Origin of the sequence: Pseudoalteromonas sp. GW168-MNA-CIBAN-0100, from assembly GCF_040309225.1 — a bacterium.
GTDB classification, from domain to species: domain Bacteria; phylum Pseudomonadota; class Gammaproteobacteria; order Enterobacterales; family Alteromonadaceae; genus Pseudoalteromonas; species Pseudoalteromonas arctica.
Window position 1 is genome coordinate 1 of the sequence record NZ_JBEOOL010000027.1, and the last position, 23475, is coordinate 23475.

General features: G+C 39.2%; 22 protein-coding genes. 1 reads left to right on the plus strand and 21 read right to left on the minus strand.

Annotation, left to right across the window (positions count from 1 at the left end; translation table 11 throughout):
• Nucleotides 1-378: 378 nt before the first annotated feature.
• Together AAEY62_RS15535 and AAEY62_RS15540 are read right to left on the minus strand one after the other, a co-directional pair.
• Nucleotides 379-2172 (minus strand): choice-of-anchor I family protein, encoded by a 1794-nt coding sequence (locus AAEY62_RS15535; RefSeq protein ID WP_024607960.1) that lies wholly within the window; start codon nucleotides 2170-2172, stop codon nucleotides 379-381.
• 83 nt (nucleotides 2173-2255) lie between these two features.
• Complete coding sequence (locus tag AAEY62_RS15540; RefSeq protein ID WP_350635301.1) at nucleotides 2256-3485, minus strand: acyltransferase family protein; 1230 nt, start codon at nucleotides 3483-3485, stop codon at nucleotides 2256-2258.
• A 144-nt stretch (nucleotides 3486-3629) separates the two neighbouring features.
• Between AAEY62_RS15540 and AAEY62_RS15545 the strand changes: the two genes are divergently transcribed.
• On the plus strand, nucleotides 3630-4472 hold the full coding sequence (locus AAEY62_RS15545; protein WP_350635303.1) for a LytR/AlgR family response regulator transcription factor: 843 nt from the start codon (nucleotides 3630-3632) through the stop codon (nucleotides 4470-4472).
• A 27-nt stretch (nucleotides 4473-4499) separates the two neighbouring features.
• On the opposite strand, the gene glmU is transcribed toward AAEY62_RS15545, so the two are convergent.
• From glmU to rnpA, 19 genes are all read right to left on the minus strand, one after another.
• The gene (glmU, locus tag AAEY62_RS15550; RefSeq protein WP_350635305.1) at nucleotides 4500-5858 is read right to left on the minus strand and encodes a bifunctional UDP-N-acetylglucosamine diphosphorylase/glucosamine-1-phosphate N-acetyltransferase GlmU; all 1359 of its coding nucleotides are present in this window, start codon (nucleotides 5856-5858) and stop codon (nucleotides 4500-4502) included.
• A gap of 293 nt (nucleotides 5859-6151) precedes the next feature.
• Nucleotides 6152-6574 (minus strand): F0F1 ATP synthase subunit epsilon, encoded by a 423-nt coding sequence (locus tag AAEY62_RS15555; RefSeq protein WP_007377666.1) that lies wholly within the window; start codon nucleotides 6572-6574, stop codon nucleotides 6152-6154.
• A 13-nt stretch (nucleotides 6575-6587) separates the two neighbouring features.
• Nucleotides 6588-7973, minus strand: coding sequence for a F0F1 ATP synthase subunit beta (gene atpD / locus AAEY62_RS15560; protein ID WP_007585971.1), 1386 nt, complete (start codon nucleotides 7971-7973; stop codon nucleotides 6588-6590).
• 33 nt (nucleotides 7974-8006) lie between these two features.
• Nucleotides 8007-8867 carry a F0F1 ATP synthase subunit gamma gene (atpG, locus tag AAEY62_RS15565; RefSeq protein ID WP_007585974.1) on the minus strand — a complete coding sequence of 287 codons (861 nt, stop codon included), beginning with the start codon at nucleotides 8865-8867 and terminating at the stop codon, nucleotides 8007-8009.
• A gap of 60 nt (nucleotides 8868-8927) precedes the next feature.
• Nucleotides 8928-10469, minus strand: a complete 1542-nt coding sequence (gene atpA, locus AAEY62_RS15570) for a F0F1 ATP synthase subunit alpha (RefSeq protein ID WP_024611290.1) — start codon at nucleotides 10467-10469, stop codon at nucleotides 8928-8930.
• A gap of 14 nt (nucleotides 10470-10483) precedes the next feature.
• Nucleotides 10484-11017: a F0F1 ATP synthase subunit delta gene (gene atpH, locus AAEY62_RS15575; RefSeq protein WP_007585978.1), complete on the minus strand. Its 534-nt coding sequence runs from the start codon at nucleotides 11015-11017 to the stop codon at nucleotides 10484-10486.
• 16 nt (nucleotides 11018-11033) lie between these two features.
• The gene (gene atpF, locus AAEY62_RS15580; RefSeq protein ID WP_004335264.1) at nucleotides 11034-11504 is read right to left on the minus strand and encodes a F0F1 ATP synthase subunit B; all 471 of its coding nucleotides are present in this window, start codon (nucleotides 11502-11504) and stop codon (nucleotides 11034-11036) included.
• Between the two features lie 41 nt (nucleotides 11505-11545).
• Nucleotides 11546-11788 (minus strand): F0F1 ATP synthase subunit C, encoded by a 243-nt coding sequence (gene atpE, locus AAEY62_RS15585; RefSeq protein ID WP_007585980.1) that lies wholly within the window; start codon nucleotides 11786-11788, stop codon nucleotides 11546-11548.
• 61 nt (nucleotides 11789-11849) lie between these two features.
• Entirely contained in the window at nucleotides 11850-12707 is an 858-nt protein-coding gene (atpB, locus tag AAEY62_RS15590) for a F0F1 ATP synthase subunit A (RefSeq protein ID WP_010555143.1), read from the minus strand.
• A 15-nt stretch (nucleotides 12708-12722) separates the two neighbouring features.
• Nucleotides 12723-13103: an ATP synthase subunit I gene (locus AAEY62_RS15595; protein ID WP_007585983.1), complete on the minus strand. Its 381-nt coding sequence runs from the start codon at nucleotides 13101-13103 to the stop codon at nucleotides 12723-12725.
• A 142-nt stretch (nucleotides 13104-13245) separates the two neighbouring features.
• Entirely contained in the window at nucleotides 13246-14169 is a 924-nt protein-coding gene (locus AAEY62_RS15600; protein ID WP_024591276.1) for a ParB/RepB/Spo0J family partition protein, read from the minus strand.
• 20 nt (nucleotides 14170-14189) lie between these two features.
• Complete coding sequence (locus AAEY62_RS15605) at nucleotides 14190-14975, minus strand: ParA family protein (RefSeq protein ID WP_004335235.1); 786 nt, start codon at nucleotides 14973-14975, stop codon at nucleotides 14190-14192.
• A gap of 14 nt (nucleotides 14976-14989) precedes the next feature.
• Nucleotides 14990-15610: a 16S rRNA (guanine(527)-N(7))-methyltransferase RsmG gene (gene rsmG, locus AAEY62_RS15610; RefSeq protein WP_007585988.1), complete on the minus strand. Its 621-nt coding sequence runs from the start codon at nucleotides 15608-15610 to the stop codon at nucleotides 14990-14992.
• A 15-nt stretch (nucleotides 15611-15625) separates the two neighbouring features.
• Nucleotides 15626-17515 (minus strand): tRNA uridine-5-carboxymethylaminomethyl(34) synthesis enzyme MnmG, encoded by a 1890-nt coding sequence (gene mnmG, locus AAEY62_RS15615; protein WP_010555145.1) that lies wholly within the window; start codon nucleotides 17513-17515, stop codon nucleotides 15626-15628.
• A gap of 428 nt (nucleotides 17516-17943) precedes the next feature.
• A complete protein-coding gene (gene mioC, locus AAEY62_RS15620) occupies nucleotides 17944-18393 on the minus strand; it encodes an FMN-binding protein MioC (RefSeq protein ID WP_024591277.1) in 450 nt (149 codons plus the stop codon).
• Nucleotides 18394-19499: 1106 nt separating this feature from the next.
• Nucleotides 19500-20864, minus strand: coding sequence for a tRNA uridine-5-carboxymethylaminomethyl(34) synthesis GTPase MnmE (gene mnmE, locus AAEY62_RS15625; RefSeq protein WP_007584209.1), 1365 nt, complete (start codon nucleotides 20862-20864; stop codon nucleotides 19500-19502).
• A gap of 135 nt (nucleotides 20865-20999) precedes the next feature.
• A complete protein-coding gene (gene yidC / locus AAEY62_RS15630; protein ID WP_024591278.1) occupies nucleotides 21000-22637 on the minus strand; it encodes a membrane protein insertase YidC in 1638 nt (545 codons plus the stop codon).
• Between the two features lie 8 nt (nucleotides 22638-22645).
• The gene (gene yidD / locus AAEY62_RS15635) at nucleotides 22646-22921 is read right to left on the minus strand and encodes a membrane protein insertion efficiency factor YidD (protein WP_008138026.1); all 276 of its coding nucleotides are present in this window, start codon (nucleotides 22919-22921) and stop codon (nucleotides 22646-22648) included.
• Nucleotides 22922-23050: 129 nt separating this feature from the next.
• A complete protein-coding gene (gene rnpA, locus AAEY62_RS15640) occupies nucleotides 23051-23473 on the minus strand; it encodes a ribonuclease P protein component (RefSeq protein WP_007584204.1) in 423 nt (140 codons plus the stop codon).
• Between the last annotated feature and the right edge of the window lie 2 nt (nucleotides 23474-23475).

Sequence of the window (23475 nt, forward strand, 5' to 3'; positions counted from 1 at the left end):
CGCTTTAGCGTCTCAAGGGATGCGAATAATACACCCTTTATTTTTCGAGTCAACACTTAGTTTTAAACTTTCTTTTTAGATAATTTAAAACCGAAGTTTTATTTAACTCTCTGAGTAGTTCGTGCCTCGCTATGCGTTGGCGTTTCCTGTCTCAGTGGGGTCGCATTATAGGGAGATTCGAGCGGGGGTCAATGTTTTATTTCAGCTTTTTGACAATTAAATGAATTTAGTATGAAAGCTATACAAATAAAGGGCTACAGGATGCTTTTAGTTTAAAAAACACTCATAATTTATGTATCAATTGATGATGTATTAGTAAGGTTTAAACTAAGCTGTATGTTAAACAAACAACACACAGCTTTATTTAAAATTAAAGATTTATTTAGATGCTATTTCCCATACGGCAATAGAGCCTGATATTTCATTTCCAACAATTAAGAGTGGATTTCCTGTTGCACTTTGCTCTGCTGAAACGAATACCATTCCTTCAGGTGCCAAATCGCCTGTAATATTCGCTCCTTTAATTAAGCCTCTATTATAGAAGTAGTCTTCAAATTGCACATTGTATGGATTAGTAATGTCGTAAGCCATAATACCGCCCATACGTTCTAATCCAACAAAAGCAAATGTACGATCGTCAATTTTACCAATAGTCAGCGCTTCAGGCTCTGCGCCTTTATCATCTGAACGTGAGTCACCTTTGTTTTCATCTTCATTATTATTAAATGATTCACCATGCACAGATGCTGTTATACGTGCTATATCGTCACCTGAATCAAAAACCACCAGCCCATTGCTATCCCAAATAGTAAAAGAACGTGCGCCATAGCCGTAAAGCGATTCGTATTGTCCGTCGTTATTGGTATCGCCTTTTATTGTTGTTACTTTTAAGCGACCAATATCATCATCGTCATTATTTAAGTAATCAAAATTAGCAGCAAGCGTTAAGTCTTCAACGCGGCTTTCATCTATATAAGCTAAGCAGCCATCGTCTTTATCGTAATCAAGTCCGCCCTTTGCTGTGCAGTCTGCTTCATCAGCTGTATCAAAAAAGTATTCTCTTGCGTCACCTTCGTTGGCAGTAGCTATAAAGTTAGCGCCTTTCCAACTAAAGCTTGAGATAGTATCGGGCTGGTACATACCATAGAGCCCTGGGTATGATTTAAAATTAACGCCGCCATCTTTATCTGAGGCATCAAGTTGTAAGCTTGACCAATCTTTAAAGCCTAAGCCCTTTAGCTCAAAGCTGTTGTCTTGTAGGTTAACTATTGCAAGTGCATTGTTTTCTTGAATAGATACATAAGCATATTTGTTATCTTTAGAAATGCTAACGTACTCGGGCTCTAAATCCATAGCTACTGTGGTATTTATTAGATTACCGTTAATAGTACGACCATTTGGGTTTGCAAAAACGACCCCTTGCGCTTCTAGTTCGGTTTGTTTGTTGTTATAGGCTTTAAAATCAATATTTATTGCTGTATCGGCTATTACATTATTTGTTATATCGATAATACTAATAGAACCTTCAGGATCTACGCTGTAGTCGCCACTTGGTTCACCTTCGTTAGCAACCACTGCCTTTGCGCCATCATGGGTGAACGTCACCATGTCTGGTAAAAATCCGACTGTAACATTTTTAATAAATACAGGTGAGTCGCCGCTAATATCGTAAAAAGCAATTTGACCTGTATCACCCGTGCTTTCAGCAGCCATTGCCACTGCAAGTAGATTGTTATTTTCATCAATAGCAATGCTGTTTGCATCGCCTTGGGTATGCTCGTTTAAAGGCAACGTAATAACGGATGTTAAATTTGTGCCGTTTATAACCCCTTCGTTATCTTTAACGAGTGCGGCAGTATCAAAGGTGTCGGCGGGTAAAATATTAACAACAGCGTCATCACCTGAACTGTTAATAGCGTAAATCCATTTTTTAGATGCTTGATATGCAACTATTTCAGCTGCACCTTCTGGGCTTTGTGCATTTAATACACCTCTACCCACAAGGTTAATATTTAATGCTGAATTGGCATTTATACCATTTAACCCATTAGTCCCACCTGTGCCTTGTTCTCCCTGTAATCCTTGAGAGCCGTTTTGGCCATCGTCACCATCAAGTGAGCAACCAGTAAGAACAGATATAAGTGACAGCGCAATAATTGATTTTTTAAACATGTGATTTTCCTTAGTATTGTATTTGCTAAATATCAACACACAGGCATGACAAGATTATGGCAATTTTAATACAGCCCCTTAGCCTAAGTAATTAGCTTATACGCTAGCGGAGTTATTAGAATTAAAGCGGCCGTATAGCCAATCGTTTTTACAGTCGGGGAATAATTTCGTTTAATTGCAACCCCTAGCAAAGGTCTAAGTACATCAGTACGTGTAATACCCCATGTAATAACACCGCAAAAAGACCAAGTCCCTGTAATAATGATGAATGGCTCAGCAACAGGCCCTAAACTTAAAGGCTGTAGTAAAAAACACAAAACAATCAAAATGCTTTGATGCAATAAATAAAAGGGAAACACCCATACATTGAGCTGTTTTAAATAGTAAGTATTAAAATTTAAAAATCGACGAGCGAGCGCAAGTACAAAAAATACACCTACAACACGTTGAATATTGTAGCTACCGATTAAAATAAAATGAGGAAGAGTAAACACCTTCTGATAACTTAATATTATAAGTACAAACAAAACCGCAAAACTCAAAGCCAGTAATACCAAGTTTTTATTTAAGCAGTTCCAAAAGTAAGTGTTTTTAGCAAGTATGTATCCTGAGAGTAGCAGTATTAAGCCGTTAGTCTCTCTGATTGAATCGCCAGTTAAGTAATGGCTTGTAAATAGTGTGGCAATAATGAGCAAGGTAATTAAAAACCCAAATGACATACCCCCTTTAACAAATGTTTTTAAAGGCGCAATAAAGGGCAAGCGTGCAAAAAGAGTTAAAACAATAATGATCAGCATAAATTGCCACAACGAGCGCAAATACCATAAGTGATTTACATCCACATTCGGCCACACTCCAGACTGATAATTAATAAAAAGCGTATTGTTCGTCTCTATAAAAGCTAAATAAAATTGCCAATAGCTAATATCAATAACACCTTGCTGTGACATTTCTGCAAACAGCTGTAAAGGCACTATTAGCCATAACCCCACCAGCAAGGGTAATAGTAAAAAAATAGAGCGGTATAAGGTGAAATGTAACCAAGACTTAAAGCTGCTTACTTTATCAATCATAAAACGCAGTGCTACGCCCGATATAAACCAAATGAGCAACATGCGCCAAGGTGAAAACACCAACATTAAATATTCAACATACTGTGATGTATAATTACTCTTAAAATGAAACCCCCAGTTTTCGCTATACAACATGCCAATGTGATAAAAAATTAGCGACGCAAATGCGATTACCCTAAGCCAATCAAGATAATATTTACGCGAATTAACTAATGAAGGTTGTTGTACTTGAGTGCTCATGCTTTTACTACTTTATGTATGCTATGCGCTATTCATACCTAAAGCTCTCGCTAAAACTATCTATAAGTGCTTATATTACAAGCAATAGTGATAAAAGGTGGTATACAGGGATAAGCGTGCCACATCAGCAATAAGCATACATTTATGAACCTACAGCACTTTCAACGTTTTCAAAGCATTTACGCATCAGTATTACTGTGTGCTTACGTATTAATTAATAATACAGTAAATGCTACAACCCAAATAATGGAAGCCCAAAGAGAAGGGGCTTTAACTTTTTTAATGTGGGAGCCATTTGTTTGGGAGTATTCAAGTGCCTTGAGTACTTTGCTTATATTCCCTATTTTAATTTTGTTTTTAAGACACTTATCTTTTAATTGGCAAAATATTACGGTCTCATTAGGTATGTACTTTGGTGTCTCTATTATATTTAGCGTGTTACACGTTGGTATTATGGTAGGGGTTCGTAAATTCATATATTTGTTGAATGATGGGTCTTACAACTTTGGACTTAGCTGGTTTGAGCTTATTTATGAATACCAGAAAGACGCTATAAGCTTTGTGTTTTTCATCGTACTTATCAAAGTATATCAATATGTGGTGCAGCAGTTACTAGGTGAAGCCTCTTCAATTGAAGAAAATGAGCAGCAAACAACATCGACCATAAACCGCCTATTAGTTAAAAAGCTCGGAAAAGAATTCATTATAAAAATAGAGGATGTTGATTGGCTTGAATCGTCGGGTAATTATGTAAACCTACATATAGGCTCACGTATATATCCGTTAAGGGCAACGCTTACAGCATTAAGTAAACAACTTGAAGTGCAGGGGTTTTGTAGAATTCACCGCAGCCATGGCGTAAAACTCGATAAAGTGGAGTCCATTACACCACTACCCAGTGGTGACAGTGAAATAAAACTAACAACAGGTAAAGTACTTAACTTGTCTAGACGCTATAAAGAGCAATTTAAACTTCAGCTAAAATAAAAAAGGCTACCTAAGTAGCCTCTATTGTTATTTTTTAACTGGGCGTTTCCAACCCGTTAAATTACGCTGTTTAGAGCGTGCTATTGCTAATTGGTCATCTTCAACGGTACTGGTGATCACAGAGCCTGCACCAATTGTTGCAGTTGCACCTATATTTACTGGGGCAACTAGTGATGAATTAGAACCAATAAAGGCATTATCGCCAATAATAGTTTTTGCTTTGTTAACACCATCGTAGTTACAGGTAATAGTGCCAGCGCCAATATTCACTTTTTCGCCAATTTCAGCATCACCTAAATAACTTAAGTGGTTGGCTTTAGAGCCTTTACCTAGACGGGTTTTTTTCATCTCAACAAAGTTACCAATGTGTGAGTCTTCTTCCATTACAGCGCCTGGGCGAAGGCGAGCATAAGGACCAAGCGTACACTTATCTGCAACTGTGGCATCTTCAATCAGTGTATTAGCTTTAATGATAACGTTATCGCCAATGCTACAATTTTTAAGGACACAGTTAGGACCTATTTGTACATTATTACCAAGAGTGACTGTGCCTTCAAAAATAACGTTTACGTCGATAAGTACATCTTCAGCGGTGGTAACTGTTCCTCGCACATCAATACGCGCAGGGTCAGCAAGTGTTGCGCCATTTAACATTAACTCTTCTGCTTGCCATGCTTGGTAAGCGCGCTCTAAGCCTGCAAGTTGTACGCGGTTATTTGCGCCCTCAACTTCCATTGCATGGTCTGGCTGAGCTGAAGTGATTTCTACGCCTTCACTGTGAGCCATTGCAACGATATCTGTTAAGTAGTACTCGCCTTGTGCATTATTGTTAGATAAGTTACCTAACCATGTTTTTAATAGCTTACCGTTAACAGCCATAATGCCTGTATTTACTTCGTTAATAAGTAACTGCTCTGGGCTTGAATCTTTTTGCTCAACAATACCGACTAACTTACCTCCGGCACGAAGCATTCGACCATAGCCATTTGGGTTTACCAAATTTACCGTTAATACAGCTAAACCATTTTTAGGTGTTGCGGCTAATAAACGCTCTAGTGTTGATTGTTTTGTTAGTGGTACATCACCGTATAAAATTAATACCGTGTCTTCATCATTAACATGAGAGTTGGCTTGCGCTACTGCATGGCCAGTACCAAGCTGTTCAGCTTGAAGTACCCAATTTACATTGTTATCGGCAAGTTGTTGTTGTAATAGTTCGCCGCCGTGTCCGTAAACTAGGTTTGTAGTCGTTGCACCTAATGCCATCGCATTATCAATAACGTGCTGTACCATTGGTTTACCTGCAACTTTGTGCAAAACTTTAGGTAGAGCAGAGCGCATACGAGTACCTTTACCCGCAGCAAGAATAATAGTTGTTAGAGCCATTAAAACAATTTCCTTTTTTCGTTGTTTTAGCTAAATAAGTCTTATGTTTGATCAGAAGATTACGTAAATCACTTCTTGTGCAGATACTCAGTAGGTTAGTTTATTAGTACTGAATCTTGACTGAAAAAACACACTTAATTGGATGGCGTTATTGTAGCGATGATTCCTGCAGGATATAAGTGTAAAAGTGTAAAAGTGTAGATAATAATCGGACTAAGGTATTTAGTGTAAATACAAAAGTAACAGGCACAAAAAAGCCCACTTAAAGTGGGCTTTTTACAAACCGGATAGGCTTACTTGTGACGTAATTGCTGAATTACGCGTAACTGAGCAACTGCTTCTGCCAGTCGCGTAGCCGCTTGCTGATAATCAAACTCAACAGCTGACGAATTCGCCATATGTTCTTCAGCTTCACGTTTAGCTTTTTGTACAGAATCTTCATCTAAATCTTCACCACGAACCGCAGTATCTGCAAGAATCGTGATGTGATTTGGTTGAACTTCTAATGTACCGCCAGCAACATATATCACATCTTCGTGACCAAATTGCTTAACTAAACGTACCATACCAGGTTTAAGGGCAGTTAGTAGTGGAGCATGGCCTAGGTTTACACCCAGCTCGCCTTCACTACCAGATACTTGAATCGATTCAACAAGACCAGAGAACAAACTCTGCTCAGCGCTTACTACGTCAAGATGTACAGTCATAGCTGTCATACTACCCTCCTAGTTACATGCCTTTGGCTTTTTCTTGAGCTTCTTCGATAGAGCCAACCATGTAGAACGCTTGCTCTGGCATATCATCAAATTCACCGTTTAAGATGCCTTTAAAGCCAGAAATTGTATCTTTTAGTGATACGTACTTACCAGACGCGCCTGTAAACACCTCTGCCACGAAGAATGGCTGAGATAGGAAACGTTGGATTTTACGTGCACGAGATACAAGTTGCTTATCTTCGTCAGAAAGCTCGTCCATACCTAGGATTGCAATGATGTCTTTAAGTTCTTTATAACGCTGAAGAACTGTTTGAACGCCACGTGCTGTATCGTAGTGCTCTTGACCAATTACTTGTGGGTCAAGTTGACGTGAAGACGAATCAAGAGGGTCTACCGCTGGGTAGATACCAAGTGACGCGATATCACGTGAAAGTACTACTGTTGCGTCTAAGTGAGCAAAGGTAGTTGCTGGAGATGGATCCGTTAAATCATCCGCAGGTACGTATACCGCTTGGATTGATGTAATTGAACCCGTCTTAGTAGAAGCGATACGCTCTTGAAGCACACCCATTTCTTCAGCAAGTGTAGGCTGGTAACCTACCGCTGATGGCATACGACCAAGTAGTGCAGATACTTCTGTACCAGCAAGTGTATAACGGTAGATGTTATCTACGAAGAAAAGTACATCGCGACCTTCGTCACGGAACTTTTCAGCCATAGTAAGACCTGTTAACGCTACGCGTAAACGGTTACCTGGAGGCTCGTTCATCTGACCGTATACAAGCGATACTTTATCAAGTACGTTTGAATCGTTCATCTCATGGTAGAAATCGTTACCCTCACGTGTACGCTCACCAACACCTGCGAATACTGAGTAGCCGCTGTGCTCGATTGCGATGTTACGGATAAGTTCCATCATGTTTACAGTTTTACCAACACCGGCACCACCGAATAAACCAACTTTACCACCTTTAGCAAACGGACATACAAGGTCGATAACCTTGATACCAGTTTCTAAAAGCTCAACTGAACTTGATTGCTCTTCGTATGAAGGTGCTGCACGGTGAATAGACATACGGTCTTCTTCGCCGATTGGACCCGCTTCATCGATTGGCTCACCAAGTACGTTCATGATACGACCAAGTGTTGCTTTACCAACTGGAACTTGAATCGATTCACCTGTATTCATAACTAAAGCACTACGACGTAAACCATCAGTAGTACCCATAGCGATAGTACGCACTACACCGCCACCTAGCTGCTGTTGAACTTCTAGAGTCAAACCAGCTAAATCGCCATCTGTTACTCTTAGTGCGTGGTATACCGCTGGCACGCTATCTTGTGGAAATTCAATATCCACAACGGCGCCGATAATTTGGACGACCTTACCTAAACTCATGTCTATTCCTCTCGTTAATCTTTACCCGAAGCATTAAACTGCTGCTGAGCCAGAACAAATCTCACTAATTTCTTGTGTGATTGCTGCTTGGCGAGCCTTGTTATAAACAAGCTGTAGCTCGTCCATAAGGTCACCTGCGTTATCAGTTGCAGCTTTCATTGCAACCATACGAGCAGCCTGTTCAGAGGCAGCATTTTCTACCACACCTTGGTATGCTTGAGACTCAATAAAGCGTACTAACAAAGACTCTAAAATAGCCTCTGGATTTGGCTCGTATAAGTAATCCCATGTGTGAGCAGATACTTCTTCTTCAGCTTTTGGCAAAGGGAGTAACTGATCTATAATTGGCTCTTGCCTCATGGTATTAACGAATTTGTTATATACCAAGAATAAACGGTCTATTTTGCCTTCAGAAAATGCATCAAGCATAACTTTTACAGGACCAATAACGTCTTGTACTGAAGGTTTATCTCCTAGGCCCGCTTTTTTAGCGAGTAGTTGACCACCAAAACGTTGAAAGAAGCCAGCTGCTTTACTACCTAAAGTAGCAAATTCAGCATCAACACCTTTTTCTTTCCACGCTTTAACATCAAGTGCAACTTTCTTAAACTCGTTTGAGTTTAGACCGCCACACAGACCACGGTCTGTAGAGATAACAATATAACCAACTCGTTTCACTTCACGATCTTTTAAGAACGGGTGAGTAAAATCAAGATTTGCTTGAGCAACACGACCAATTACTTCACGTAATTTGTCAGCGTATGGACGGCTTGAAGCAACGCGTTCTTGCGCCCTTTTCATTTTAGACGCAGCAACCATTTCCATTGCGCTAGTGATCTTTTGAGTATTTTTAATACTCCCGATCTTGCTTTTAATCTCTTTTCCGCTGGCCATGACTCTCTCTCCGAATCAAGGTGTGCTTTAGTTTCCTAAAGCGCACCATTAATAACTAAATTACCAAGTTTGCGTAGACTTGAACTTCGTTAGAAGTTCTTTAAGCTGCGCTTCGATCTCGGCATTCAAGTTACCAGTTTCATTGATTTGAGCCACAAGCTCTGCGTATGTGCTACTTGCATAAGAAAGTAAAGCAGCTTCAAAGTCACCGATTTTCGCGATTTCGATATCTTGAAGGAAGCCTTTTTCAGCAGCAAATAACGACAAAGACATATCAGCAACAGACATTGGCGCGTACTGTTTCTGCTTCATTAGCTCTGTTACACGCTCACCATGCTCAAGTTGAGCACGAGTTGCATCGTCAAGGTCAGACGCGAACTGCGAGAACGCAGCTAGTTCACGGTACTGAGCTAGGGCTAGACGAATACCGCCACCTAGTTTCTTAACGATTTTAGTTTGTGCAGCACCACCAACACGCGATACCGAAATACCAGCATTTACTGCCGGACGGATACCTGAGTTGAATAAGTCAGTTTCTAAGAAGATCTGACCATCGGTGATAGAGATAACGTTAGTCGGTACGAACGCAGAAACGTCGCCGCCTTGAGTTTCAATGATTGGCAATGCCGTCAATGAACCAGTTTTACCTTTCACTTCACCATTAGTGAACTTTTCAACGTAATCTGCGTTTACACGCGATGCACGTTCTAAAAGACGAGAGTGAAGATAGAATACGTCACCTGGGTATGCTTCACGGCCTGGTGGACGCTTAAGTAGTAATGAAATTTGACGATAAGCAACTGCTTGCTTAGACAAATCATCATATACGATTAATGCGTTTTCACCACGGTCACGGAAGTATTCACCCATAGTACAGCCCGCGAACGGTGCTAAGTACTGAAGTGCCGCAGATTCAGAAGCAGATGCAACAACTACGATAGTATTTGCTAGTGCACCATGCTCTTCTAATTTACGAACTACGTTTGCAATAGTAGACGCTTTTTGACCAATCGCAACGTACACACACTTAACGCCTGTGTCTTTTTGATTGATGATTGCATCGATTGCTAGAGCAGTTTTACCTGTTTGGCGGTCACCTATGATAAGTTCACGTTGACCACGACCAACTGGAATCATCGCATCAATAGATTTATAACCAGTTTGAACTGGCTCATCTACAGATTTACGCTCGATTACACCTGGTGCAATTTTTTCTACAGGTTCAAACCCGTCATTATCTAGAGCGCCTTTACCATCGATTGGAGCACCTAGTGTGTTTACAACACGACCAAGTAGACCAGGACCAACAGGAACTTCTAAAATACGACCAGTTGTATATACTTTTACGCCTTCAGTAAGGTCAGCGTACGGACCCATTACTACTGCACCAATTGAGTCGCGCTCAAGGTTTAGTGCGATAGCATAACGGCTGCCAGGAAGCTCAATCATTTCACCTTGCATACAGTCAGCAAGACCGTGGATGCGGATGATACCGTCAGTAACAGATACAATAGTACCTTCGTTACGAGCTTCACTTACAACTTCGAACTTCTCAATACGTTGTTTGATCAGATCTGAAATTTCAGTGGAATTAAGTTGCATGCTCTTTTTCCCAATTACGATTGTAGTGTTGTAGCTAAGCGGTTTAATTTACCGCGAATAGTACCGTCGATTACAGTGTCGCCAGACCTAATAATAAGTCCACCAACCACTGACGCGTCTTCACTACAATTCAGCTTAACTTTGCGTGCGAAACGTTTTTCAAGTGCCGCTACCAATGACTCTTGTTGCGCAGCAACAAGAGGAGTTGCAGAAATCACATCTACTTCGATTTCTTTATCGTATTCTGCTTTAAATTCAGCAAATAACTGTGCAACTTCAGGTAGAGCTGTCAAACGTCCATTTTCAGCCATCACCTTAACTAGGTTCTGACCTTGTTCGTTGAGCTGCTCAGCACAAAGTTGAATAAATAATTCAGCTTGTGCAGTAGCTGTAGGCATACTCGCTAAAACAGACGATGCTTGCTCATTGCTGGCTACATGGCCTGCAAAGAACAACATATCATTCCAGCTTTCTAGAGTGCCTTTCTCAACGGCAAGTTCAAAAGCCGCTTTAGCGTATGGGCGAGCGATAGTAGTCAAATTAGACATGCTCATACCCTCCTAATTACAGCTCAGCGACAAGTTTTTCAACGATGTCACTATGTGCGGCTTGATTAATTTCACGCTCTAAAATACGTTCTGCGCCAATCACTGCCAGAGTTGCTACTTGCTTACGTAGTTCTTCTGTTATGCGATTACGTTCAGACTCAACTTCAGAGTGCCCTTGAGCAATGATACTTTCACGCTCTTGTTGACCACGAAGTGTTTCTTCGTCAACAATTAGCACTGCACGCTTTTTAGCTTGATCAATGATATCAGCCGCTTGAGCTTTTGCATCTTTAAGCTGTTCAGCAGCTTTCTTTTGCGCAAGTTCTAAGTCTTTTTCGGCTCTATCAGAGGCAGCTAAACCATCTTCGATTTTTTTCTGGCGAGCTTCAATTGCACCGTTTAGTGGTGGCCATACGTATTTCATACAAAATAATACGAACACCGTAAACGCAATCAATTCACCGATAAGAGTGGCGTTTAAATTCACAACCGCTCCTCCTTAAATAGTAAGCTGTTCAAAGAATAAAATTAAAGTACGAACAACAATACCATAGCGATACCAACACCAATCATTGCTACAGCATCGATTAGACCAGCAAGAATAAACATCTTAACTTGTAGCGAAGGTGCAAGCTCAGGTTGACGCGCACATGCTTCAAGGAATTTACCGCCCATGTTACCAAAACCGATTGCTGTGCCGATTGCACCAAAACCGATTAGTAAAGCTACTGCGATGTATTTTAAGCCTGTTAATAATTCTAAAGCTTCCATTTATTTCTCCAAAGTTTCAATTGTAAAGTTAAAAGTAAAAGTAAAATTGTAAATCTAAAAATTAGTGATTATCTGAACTTGCCATGCTTAGGTATACAATCGTAAGCATCATGAATAAGAATGCTTGTAATGTAATAACTAGAATATGGAATACAGCCCAAACAAAGTGCAACGGTAGTTGCATAAAACCGATAGCGCCGATCAAGATGAAAATCAACTCACCAGCATATAAGTTACCAAACAAACGTAGTGCTAATGAAAACGGTTTAGAAACGAGTGCAATCAGTTCAAGTAATAAGTTAAATGGTATCAAAATAATTTGAACAAACATGTTATTTGAGCTGAACGGATGAAGCGTTAACTCTTTAATAAACCCGCCAATACCTTTTATTTTGATTGAAAAGCCAACCATTAGTATAAATACACCCAGCGCTAGCGCTGAAGTCATATTAATATCGGTAGTAGGTACAATTTTCATGTACACATCGTGTGAATCCATACCAAATGCAGTCTCACCAACGAAACCTGCAAGTGCTGGAATGAAATCAACTGGTATTAAATCCATTAAGTTCATTAAGAACACCCAAACGAAAATCGTTAAGGCTAATGGTGCAATAAGCTTGCTTTTACCATGGAAAGTATCGCGTACGTTGTCACCAACGAATTCTACGATTATTTCAATAAAACACTGAAATTTCCCAGGTACACCTAGTGTTGATTTTTTAGCGGCACTACGAAAGATCCATAAAAATATAAGACCTAAACCGATAGACCATGCAAGGGTATCTATATGCCATGTCCAGAATCCACTGTCCGTACATGCTTTATTGAAGGCGAGACCTGTATCGGTCGAACACATCTTAGCATTGGTCAAATGGTGCTGGATATGGCCAGATAGAGTAACTTCTTCTGCTGCCATGTTATATCCCAAAAGTTAATGTTTAAAAAAAACGGGTGCGAACAATCCAGTAAAGAGCGCCAGTATATAAGTACTAAAAAAGGGTAATAAAATTACCGGAAAATGCTTCAGTACTAGCGCAAACAATACAATTGTTAGCATAAACTTTAATCCGTTGCCGCGTTTCAACGAGGCATACGCTTGATTTGCTCGACTTGCACCCATATATCTGAATGCATAAAGTGCAAATACAAAGTGCGGAAGTACTGCTACAGCTCCACCAGCGAGTGATGAAAGCGAGGCATTGACTCCCGAACTAAAAAAAATAATTACAGCAGCAACTAATGCTACAACACCCTGAAGGCAAATTAACTTTAATACGGCAAGTCGATATGGACTCGCTAACTTATCAGTCACGTTTAGTTAACCTTTATTGCGTTCTAATTGTTAGGGTGTGAAAACTGGCGAAATTATACTTAATCCTGCCAGTTTTGCAACTTGAGTAGATGCTTTGTAACACGAAATAGCTACAAATGTCCCTTTTTAGACATGTAGAAAACTAATGGTGGGTATTGTCGTGATTGATACGATTTAAAATGCCGTCAAGTTCATCTAGGTTAGTATACGAAATAACCAGTTTACCTTTACCTTTTTTATTGTAGTTAATCTCTACTTTAGCACCTAGATTTTCAGCGAGTTGTTGTTCTAACTGCTTAACATCTGGATCTTTTTCGGTTATTTCTTTAGCAGGTAAAGGTTCTAAAATTGAGCGTACGAGCTTTTCAGTTTCTCGAACTGTTAATGCTTTAGCTACAGCTAAACGAGCAGCATCTGACTGCGCTTCACCTTCAAGGGCTAACAGGCAACGAGCATGGCCCATTTCAATATCGCCATGTTCTAACAGAATTTTTACATCACTATTTAAGTTATTTAAACGCAATAAGTTAGTTACAGTCGTACGTGATTTACCCACCGCATCTGCTACTTGCTGATGTGTTAATTCAAATTCTATTAGTAAACGATTAAGTGCAACTGCTTCTTCCATGGCATTTAAATCTTCACGCTGAATATTTTCTATCAGTGCAATCGCAACGGCAGCTTCATCAGGTACATCTTTAATAATACAAGGTACTGTTTCAAGCTTAGCTATTTGCGCTGCGCGCCAACGACGCTCACCCGCTATAATTTCAAAACTATTGTGTGCAATAGGGCGCACAACAATGGGTTGAATAATACCTTGTGAGCGAATAGAACTAGCAAGCTCTTCTAGCGCCTCTTCAGACATGTCTTTACGAGGTTGGTATTTACCAGAGTGTAAAAACTCTATTGGGAGTTTTTGTAATTCACTATTATTAGCTGCGGCATTTTGCACAGCCTCAGAAACGTTTGATGTGTCGTGTTCCTTGCTTGGGCTTGGTGCAGGCTTTGACGAACTTAAAAGTGCATCGAGTCCTCGGCCTAAACCTCGTTTTTTAGCAGACATGTTATTTTTTTACCTCAAAGTTAGGCGACAACGGACGCTGTTTTTTCTTTTCTGCGTAACATTTCACCAGCGAGTGCTAAATACGCTTTAGCGCCACTTGATGCCCGGTCATAGTACATAGCAGGAGTACCAAAACTAGGTGCTTCAGCTAAACGAACATTACGCGGGATCACCGTACGGTATACTTTATCGCCAAAATGTTGTTTTAATTGTTCTGATACATCATTAGCCAAACGGTTACGCGGGTCGTACATAGTACGAAGTATGCCTTCAATTTGTAAGCTAGGATTCACTAACTTAGCAAGTTGCGTAATCGTATCCATTAATGCGGTTAACCCTTCAAGTGCATAATACTCACACTGCATTGGCACTAAAATAGAATCAGCTGCGGCCATTGCATTAACAGTTAACATATTTAGAGAGGGTGGACAGTCGATAAAAATAAATTCGTACTGGTCCTGAATTTTTTCAAGTGCGTTACGTAAACGCACTTCACGGGCAAATAATTCCATCAATTTAACTTCTGCAGCGGTTACATCACCGTTTGCAGCAATCATATGGTATTCGCCAGACGTTTCTTTAATGATAACGTCTTCTATAGGTTTATCTTCAATAAGTAGGTCGTAAATAGTTGGCACGTCGCCATATTTATCTACGCCACTACCCATAGTCGCATTACCTTGCGGATCGAGATCAATTAACAGCACTTTACGTTTCGTTGCAGCCATAGACGCAGCGAGGTTAACAGCGGTTGTAGTTTTACCCACTCCACCTTTTTGATTTGCTAATGCGATGACTTTTGCCACGGTGTCTCTGATCCCTAGTCTTTAGAAAGAATAATTAAATGTCGTTGTGCATCTAAATTAGGTACTTCTAATGCAATTTTTTGCTCAAACTTAACGCCTGCAGGTAGTGACTCTAGCTCTTCGCTAGGGAACACGCCTTTAAGTGCTATAAATTTACCCGAATGATCGATTAAGTGCGAACACCAGTCAACCATATCTTGTAATGAAGCAAAAGCACGACTTAGTACGCCGTCTAATTTAACACTTGGTTGATATTCTTCAACTCTTGACTGAACCGGGGTTACATTATCAAGACCAAGCTCATGTTTAACATGCATTAAAAATCGTACACGTTTACCTAAGCTATCTAATAACACAAAATGTGTATTAGGTAATGCAATTGCTAATACGATACCCGGTAATCCAGGACCCGTTCCAACATCAATATAATGATGACCGGGTAAGTGAGGCGCAACAACTAAGCTATCCATAATATGCTTAATCATCATTTCTTCAGGTAAGCGTACTGAGGTTAAGTTATAAGCCTTATTCCACTTATTCAATAACTCGACGTAACGAACTAGCTGTTGCTGTTGTTTTTCTGTTAGCGCAATATCAGTTTGCGCTAACAATGTAGTTAATTGTTGCTGTAACACTATGTACCCTTACCGTTACGCGGATTTGCGTAATAAGCCTTGCTTCTTCAGATACACTAATAATAGCGAAATCGCCGCTGGGGTGATACCAGAAATACGCGATGCTTGACCAATAGTGTCAGGACGCGACTCAATAAGCTTGGCAACTACCTCATTTGACAAACCAGATACGGTTTTATAATCAAACTCTTTTGGTAAAATTGTTTGCTCATGACGAAGCTGTTTGTTGATCTCATCTTGTTGACGCGCAATATAACCTGCGTACTTAGTATGGATCTCAACTTGTTCAAGTGCCGCTTTATTTGTAAATTCAGATCCTAATCCTTCTATAGCCATAAGATCGTTATAACGAATCTCTGGGCGACGAAGTAATTCTTCTAAACTTGCTTCACGTGTAAGCGGTGTTTTCAGTAATGCATTTACTTGTTCTACAACGGCGTGATCTTTGTGAATCCACGTATCTTTGATGCGTTGCTTCTCTTTTTCGATTACTTCCATTTTTTCGTTAAATGCCTGCCAGCGTTCGTCATTAACCAAACCTAGCTCACGGCCCTTTTCAGTTAAACGAATATCAGCATTATCTTCACGAAGTAATAAACGGTATTCGGCACGACTGGTAAACATACGGTATGGTTCTTTTGTACCCAGTGTTGCTAAGTCGTCGATTAATACACCCACGTAAGCTTCATCACGACGTGGTGTCCAAGAATCTTTGCCTTGCACTTTTAATGCAGCATTCATACCAGCAATTAAGCCTTGTGCCCCAGCTTCTTCATAGCCGGTAGTACCGTTAATTTGACCTGCAAAAAATAAACCTTCAATAAATTTAGTTTCTAAAGATTGTTTTAAATCACGTGGATCAAAGTAATCATATTCAATTGCGTAGCCAGGTCGACAAATATGTGCATTTTCAAAACCTGTAATCGATTGCACGATTTCAAGTTGTACATCAAACGGTAAACTAGTCGAAATACCATTTGGGTATAATTCGTATGATGTTAAACCTTCAGGCTCAACAAATATTTGATGTTTATCTTTATCTGCAAAACGAACAATTTTATCTTCAATTGAAGGGCAGTATCGTGGACCAATACCTTCAATAACACCTGAGTACATAGGTGAGCGATGTAAGTTTTTACGAATAACATCATGTGTTTTTTCGTTTGTGTAAGTTATGTAACACGGTATCTGTTGTGGGTGATCTGATTGTTTACCCATAAACGAAAACACAGGAGTTGGTGTATCACCTGGCTGTGCTTCCATTTTTGTAAAATCAACAGTACGTGCATCAATACGTGGAGGTGTACCCGTTTTTAAACGATCAACTCTAAATGGATGTTCACGTAAGCGATCAGCTAAAGCGATTGAAGGAGGATCGCCTGCACGACCGCCTTTATAATTTTCTAAACCAATATGAATTAAGCCGCCTAAAAAAGTACCCACGGTTAAAACAACACTTGGTGCACTAAAACGTAAACCCATTTGAGTTACTACGCCAGTAACACGATCGTTTTCAACAATAAGATCATCACATGATTGTTGAAAAATCTTAAGGTTATCTTGGTTTTGTAATGTTGTTTGAATAGCCGCTTTGTACAAAGCGCGATCTGCTTGTGCTCGAGTAGCACGAACAGCAGGTCCTTTTGAAGAATTTAGTGTACGAAATTGGATCCCACCTTTATCAATGGCCTGTGCCATTGCACCACCAAGCGCGTCGATCTCTTTTACCAAATGACCTTTGCCAATCCCACCAATTGCTGGGTTGCAAGACATTTGACCAAGGGTATCCATATTGTGAGTCAGTAGCAGGGTATTCATCCCCATACGGGCAGCTGCTAATGCGGCTTCAGTGCCAGCATGTCCACCACCTACTACGATAACGTCAAAATTTTCGTGAAAAATCATTAATGGGATCCTACTTAAATCAAACCGGTAAACTTCAAAAGGGAGCGTATTCTACCTAGAAATTGGCAGAAGATAAATGATTAAACAAAGGGCAAGATCTAAGTATGTGATCTCTAATAATATAAAGGATCTTTTAAAGAGATCTTTTATTACTATTACTACTACTGATCGACTTTTCTGTTGATAAGGTTTAGATCTTCATTTAAAACATGAAATTAGATCAGATCTAAAGGTGTTAATATGATCGGATCATCCAGCAAATAAGCTCTGATCAAAAAGGCACTTTATGCACAGGGTTGAATCAGTTGGATCTTATCCAATGGATAAGCATGCTTTAAAACGCAGTTTATTCAATCTTTATCCACAAAACCTATTAAATTATTAGTAAATTGTGGGTAACTTTATATATAACTTTTTACTTGATCTATCTATTTTATGCCTGTTTGAGCTATCCAAGAGTCTAACCATGTTAATGCAGTGTCTTCTGGTAGTGCTTCATCGAGAATATTAAGCTCTAAACGTTCTGCTACTTTTATAGCGCCTTTTTGAGTTAATAAGGCATCTATATTACGTCCTGCTAGGTTATAAGTGTCATAACTAGTGTCGCCTAAAGCGATTACTGAATATTTTAATTCAGATAAATCATCTGCTTGAGTTACATCTTCAACAAAACTAATAAGATTTTCAGGGTAATCACCTGCACCATAAGTTGATGTGCAGATTAACCAAATGGTATTTTGCTGATCAATATCGCTAAATTCAGGTTGATCATGTAGTTGCGTAGTAATACCAAGGTTATTAAGCGCGTCGCTTAATTGCTCTGCAACATACTCGGCTGATCCCATTTGGCTGCCGACAATAAGATTTACTGAACTCATGAATATTAGTGATCACATTGGTTATAATTGCCGCCTATGATAACTGAGTGAGGATAACAGTAAAGTTAAGAGTGCTTTTTTGTATAACTATTTTTGCGGTAATTTTACACTCATTCAAAATTGTGTCTTTAAGTTGTTGATAATATAGTGTTTAACAAATTATCTTTAAATGTAATCTTCTGATCAAGTTGTTGATAACAGTGGGGAAAGCTCTGCTTAAACTGTTTTTTTAGGTTGTTTTATATTCGCTAAGTTATTGATATTACTTGTCAGTAAAAAATTAAATTGTAAATATCTCAATTAAAAATACATGTTGATCATAATGTGGATATAAAGCCTGTTGATAACCTTAAATTTAGATCGAAAATAATTTTTAAAAATGATCTAATAAAGCAGATCTAATGAAATTAATTAAAAATAAGTTCATAAATAGATAAATTACAATTGATCATGAGGTTTTTGCGACTGATTTACCTAGTTTTGGTATTTATTTGAGCTGAAAATTAGGTATTGTGGATAAGTGATCTCGGTATTTTTAATTTTATGCGAATTTAGAGCTGCTATTTTTATTAATTTTGCTGGTGGAGTTAGCAGATCAAAAGTTTTGAATACTTAACAGTTGAGTTATTTTATTTAAAAATCACGGTGATTATCAAATTATATGTTGTCAAAAGTAAGCTTTTTAGAGTACTAATCAGTGTTTTTTAGCTCTTTAATTGAGCGAATAGCATTATTTTTTGCGTGTATGAGGTGTGTTTTAGTGCATTTTTGTGAGCTAAAGTAAGTATAAGGAAGCCATTTATAACTACTTTTTGTATGACATATAATGCTATTAAAGCGTGCGGTTGTTTGAAAAGGCATCGGTTTTAGCCTTAATAATAGGTGTAATTTGTGCTATTAATTCCTCCAATAAGCACTCTCAGTATTGCCTACTCTATATAATCTGACCTCTCTTAGCACGTAACAAAGGTAGTTTTGGATATGATTTTATTGGCAGTAATTTGCAGGCATCAGGTGTATAAATACATATTTTACAGCAGAATATTTTACATAAAAAAAGAGCACCTAAGTGCTCTTATAATAAAAATATATCTGTAATAGGGTGTTTATTTACCAATACAAAACGAGCTAAATATTTTGCCAAGTAAGTCGTCTGAGGTAAATTCACCGGTTATTTCATTCAAATACTGCTGTGTTAAACGCAGTTCTTCAGCGAGTATTTCACCAGCAATGTGCATTTCTAACTGTGTTTTACCCGTTTCTAAATGATACGCAGCACTTTCTAGTGCATCCAAATGACGACGGCGCGCCATAAAGCCACCTTCTGTTGCACCTTGAAAGCCTATACAAGCTTTTAAATGCTCGCGAACAAGTTCAATACCGTCAGCATTTTTAGCACTTAAGCTGATAACCGGGTATTGTTGCTCTTGCTCCATTCCGACTATGTCGCCCGATAAATCAGCTTTATTTCTGATGACCGTAACCCCCATACCTTCTGGTAATTTTGCCATAAATTCAGGCCAAATTTTGTGCGGGTCAGTATCTATAGTATCAGTGCCATCAAGCATAAATAAAACGCGGTCGGCTTGGTTTATTTCATCCCATGCACGCTCAATACCTATTTGTTCTACTCTGTCTGGGCTTTCACGAAGGCCTGCTGTATCTATAATATGCAGTGGCATACCATCTATATGTATATGCTCTCGTAGTACGTCGCGAGTGGTACCGGCTATTTCTGTTACGATTGCGGCTTCACGACCGGCTAGAGCGTTAAGCAGGCTTGATTTACCCGCATTAGGGCGACCTGCAATAACAACACGCATACCTTCGCGCATGATGCTGCCCTGCTTGGCTTGGTTGGTTACAGTGTTAAGCTGAGTAATAATCGCGTCTAAGTCGCCTGACACTTTACCATCTGATAAAAAATCAATTTCTTCATCAGGAAAATCTATTGCCGCTTCTACATACATGCGTAAGTGAATTACTTTTTCTACGAGTGTTTCTATGTGCTTAGAAAATTCACCTTGGAGAGACTGTAGGGCGCTTTTAGCGGCTTGCTCGCTAGTGGCATTAATTAAGTCGGCGATAGCTTCTGCTTGTGTTAAATCAAGCTTGTCATTCATAAATGCGCGCTCAGAAAACTCACCAGGCTTTGCTAAACGAACGCCCTCTATTTTACTAATTTCTTTAAGTAACATGTCTAGTACTACAGGACCGCCGTGGCCTTGTAATTCAAGTACGTCTTCACCAGTAAATGAGTTAGGACCTGCAAAGTAAATGGCAATACCTTGATCAAGTTGCTCGCCAGCAAGGCTTTTAAATGGCACATAATCGGCGTAGCGAACTTTAGGTATTTTACCTACTACTTTTTCGGCGACACTTTTAGCAAGGCTACCTGAAACGCGAATAATACCAACACCACCACGTCCAGGTGCTGTTGCTTGTGCTGCAATTGTATCTTGATTGATCATGCTATTAATTTGCCAACGATGAGTAACTTTATGCCCGTATTGTAACCTATCGATTTATTTGTAGCGAATAGCTGTGGTGAAAAACAGGCAATAAAAAAGGCGACCGAAGTCGCCTTTATATAAGTAGGAGCTTAGTTAGCCTCTTACTTTAATTCCTTTCTTTTCCATGCCACGGTAGATGATTAACATCTGGACAATAGAAATAAGGTTAGACACTAACCAGTAAAGAACTAAACCAGATGGGAACCATAAGAAGAATACAGAGAAGATAACCGGCATAAAGGTCATCATTTTTTGCTGCATTGGATCAGTAACCGTCATAGGTTGTAGCTTTTGCGTCACAAACATACTCGCACCAAATAATATTGGCAATACGTAGTACGGGTCTTTCGCAGAAAGGTCAGTTAACCAAAAAATGAATTCAGCATGGCGAAGTTCAGTAGACTCTAAGAATACGTAGAACAAGGCTAAGAAAATTGGCATTTGTAGCAAAATAGGGAAACAGCCACCCATTGGGTTAACTTTTTCTTTTTTGTACATTTCCATAGTTGCTTGGCCGAACTTTTGACGGTCATCACCAAACTTTTCTTTAAGGGCTGCCATTTTAGGCTGTAGGGCACGCATTTTTGCCATTGAAGTGTATTGCGCTTTAGTAAGTGGGTACATTAACGATTTAACGATAATAGTGATGGCAATAATTGCTACACCCCAGTTACCTAAAATGCTGTGTAGCCATTTTAGCAATACAAATAAAGGTTGCGAGATAAAAAATAACCAACCGTAATCTACGGTTAGGTCTAGGTCTGGGTGAATCGCTTCAAGAATATCTGACTCTTTCGGGCCCATATAATAAGTAGCAGTTAGTATTTGCTCACTACCAGCTTGAATATTTACAGCGGGATCTTTAGCACCAATAATAGCGGCATTACTTTTTGTAATTAAGCTATAAAGTGTATTTGATTGGTCCTGCATTGGAACCCAAGCACTTACAAAGTAATGTTGAATAAAGGCAACGTAACCACCTTGTGTGCTTTTATTTAGGTTTTTATCAGCCATATCTGAAAAACTATACTTTTCGTATTTTTCTTCATCAGTACCGTATGCAGCACCTAAATAGTTTTGATCAACCATACTACCTTTTTCTTGTACGGTACGCTTAATTTGCGTGTATAGCTGTACTTGAAGAGGTGCGCTGGTAGTGTTGTTAATTTTGTATTCTAAGCCTACGTCATACTGACCTTTTTTGAATACATACGTTTTAGTAAAACTAACACCATTACTATCAGTAAACTGAAGTGGAACGCGAAGCTCATCACCCGTTAAGGTATATGATTTTTGTTCGGTACTATAAGTAGGGCGACCATTAGCTGATCCGTCAGGGCCATTTAAACCAATTAAGCCACTTTGTGAAAAGTATTGTTTGCCACCATCAAGCTGACCAAGAAGCATATAAGGCGTGTCACTGCCTTTTGTCTCTTCGTATTGAAGAAGGTCTGTTTCAACAATGTCACCGCCTTTGGTGTCAATTTTAACTTTAAAAACGTCAGTTGTAATTTCAATAACTGAACGCTTAGCTAAAGTTGCTGAAGCAGGTAACTCTGAATCTGACGATGAAGGAATATAATCATCCGACTCTGGTGAATTTGCTTGTAGTGTTTGTGTTGTGGCACTTGGATCGACTTTAGGCTTGTTGTAATCATTATCCCATTCTTGGAACAATAAAAACGACACTAGCATTAGGCCAATTAATAAAAACGTGCGTTGCGATTCCATAACAGCTCTTATTTCTCGTGTTGGTGGTTAATATGGGTTAATTTTTCAGGAACGGGGTCGTCTCCGCCTGAATGTAAAGGATGGCATTTTAATATGCGTTTTAAAGCTAACCAACTACCTTTTACCGATCCATGCAATTTAATTGCTTGAATAGCATAACTAGAACAGGTTGGATTAAAACGACAATGCGGACCTAACAGCGGGCTAATCCACTTTTGATAACCGCGGATAAATAACACTAAACAAAAAGTTGGTAAAGCAACAAGTGGTTTAAGTAACCTCATGATGTTTATGCCCCTACTTAAGTTTAGTGAGATAGATATCATGTATTTAAAGACTCAATTAGAAAATTTAAATGCATGATTAAAAGGTGAGCTAAAGATACATTAATTAACCCTGCAATTCTATTGCAATTAGGTTTGTTTGTTAGATTTAGCTGATTTGTTTGGGCGTTTCTTAAAAGGTGGCGGTTTAGGTGCACCTGGTTTACAGCGTTCGTTAATTTTTCGCCATAATTTAGTAAGTTGTTTGGTTATTTCTTCATTAGACTGCTCATCAATACCATTTTTAACCATAAGCACAATATCAATATTATCGATGCTGTGTTGATTTAAACGAAAACTTTCGCGAGCGAGACGTTTAATACGGTTTCGTTGGCATGCCTTTTTTACACGTTTTTTAGCAACAGTAAGACCTAACCGAGGTTTTTCTTGGTCATTTGGTTTAGCTAATAGAGTAAAGAAAGGAGTTGCAGCCCGAGCGGGTTCATTAAATATGCGAGAGTAATGCGAGGGAGTTAACAGACGTAACTCCCTGCCAAAGCTAAAGTCTTCCACTT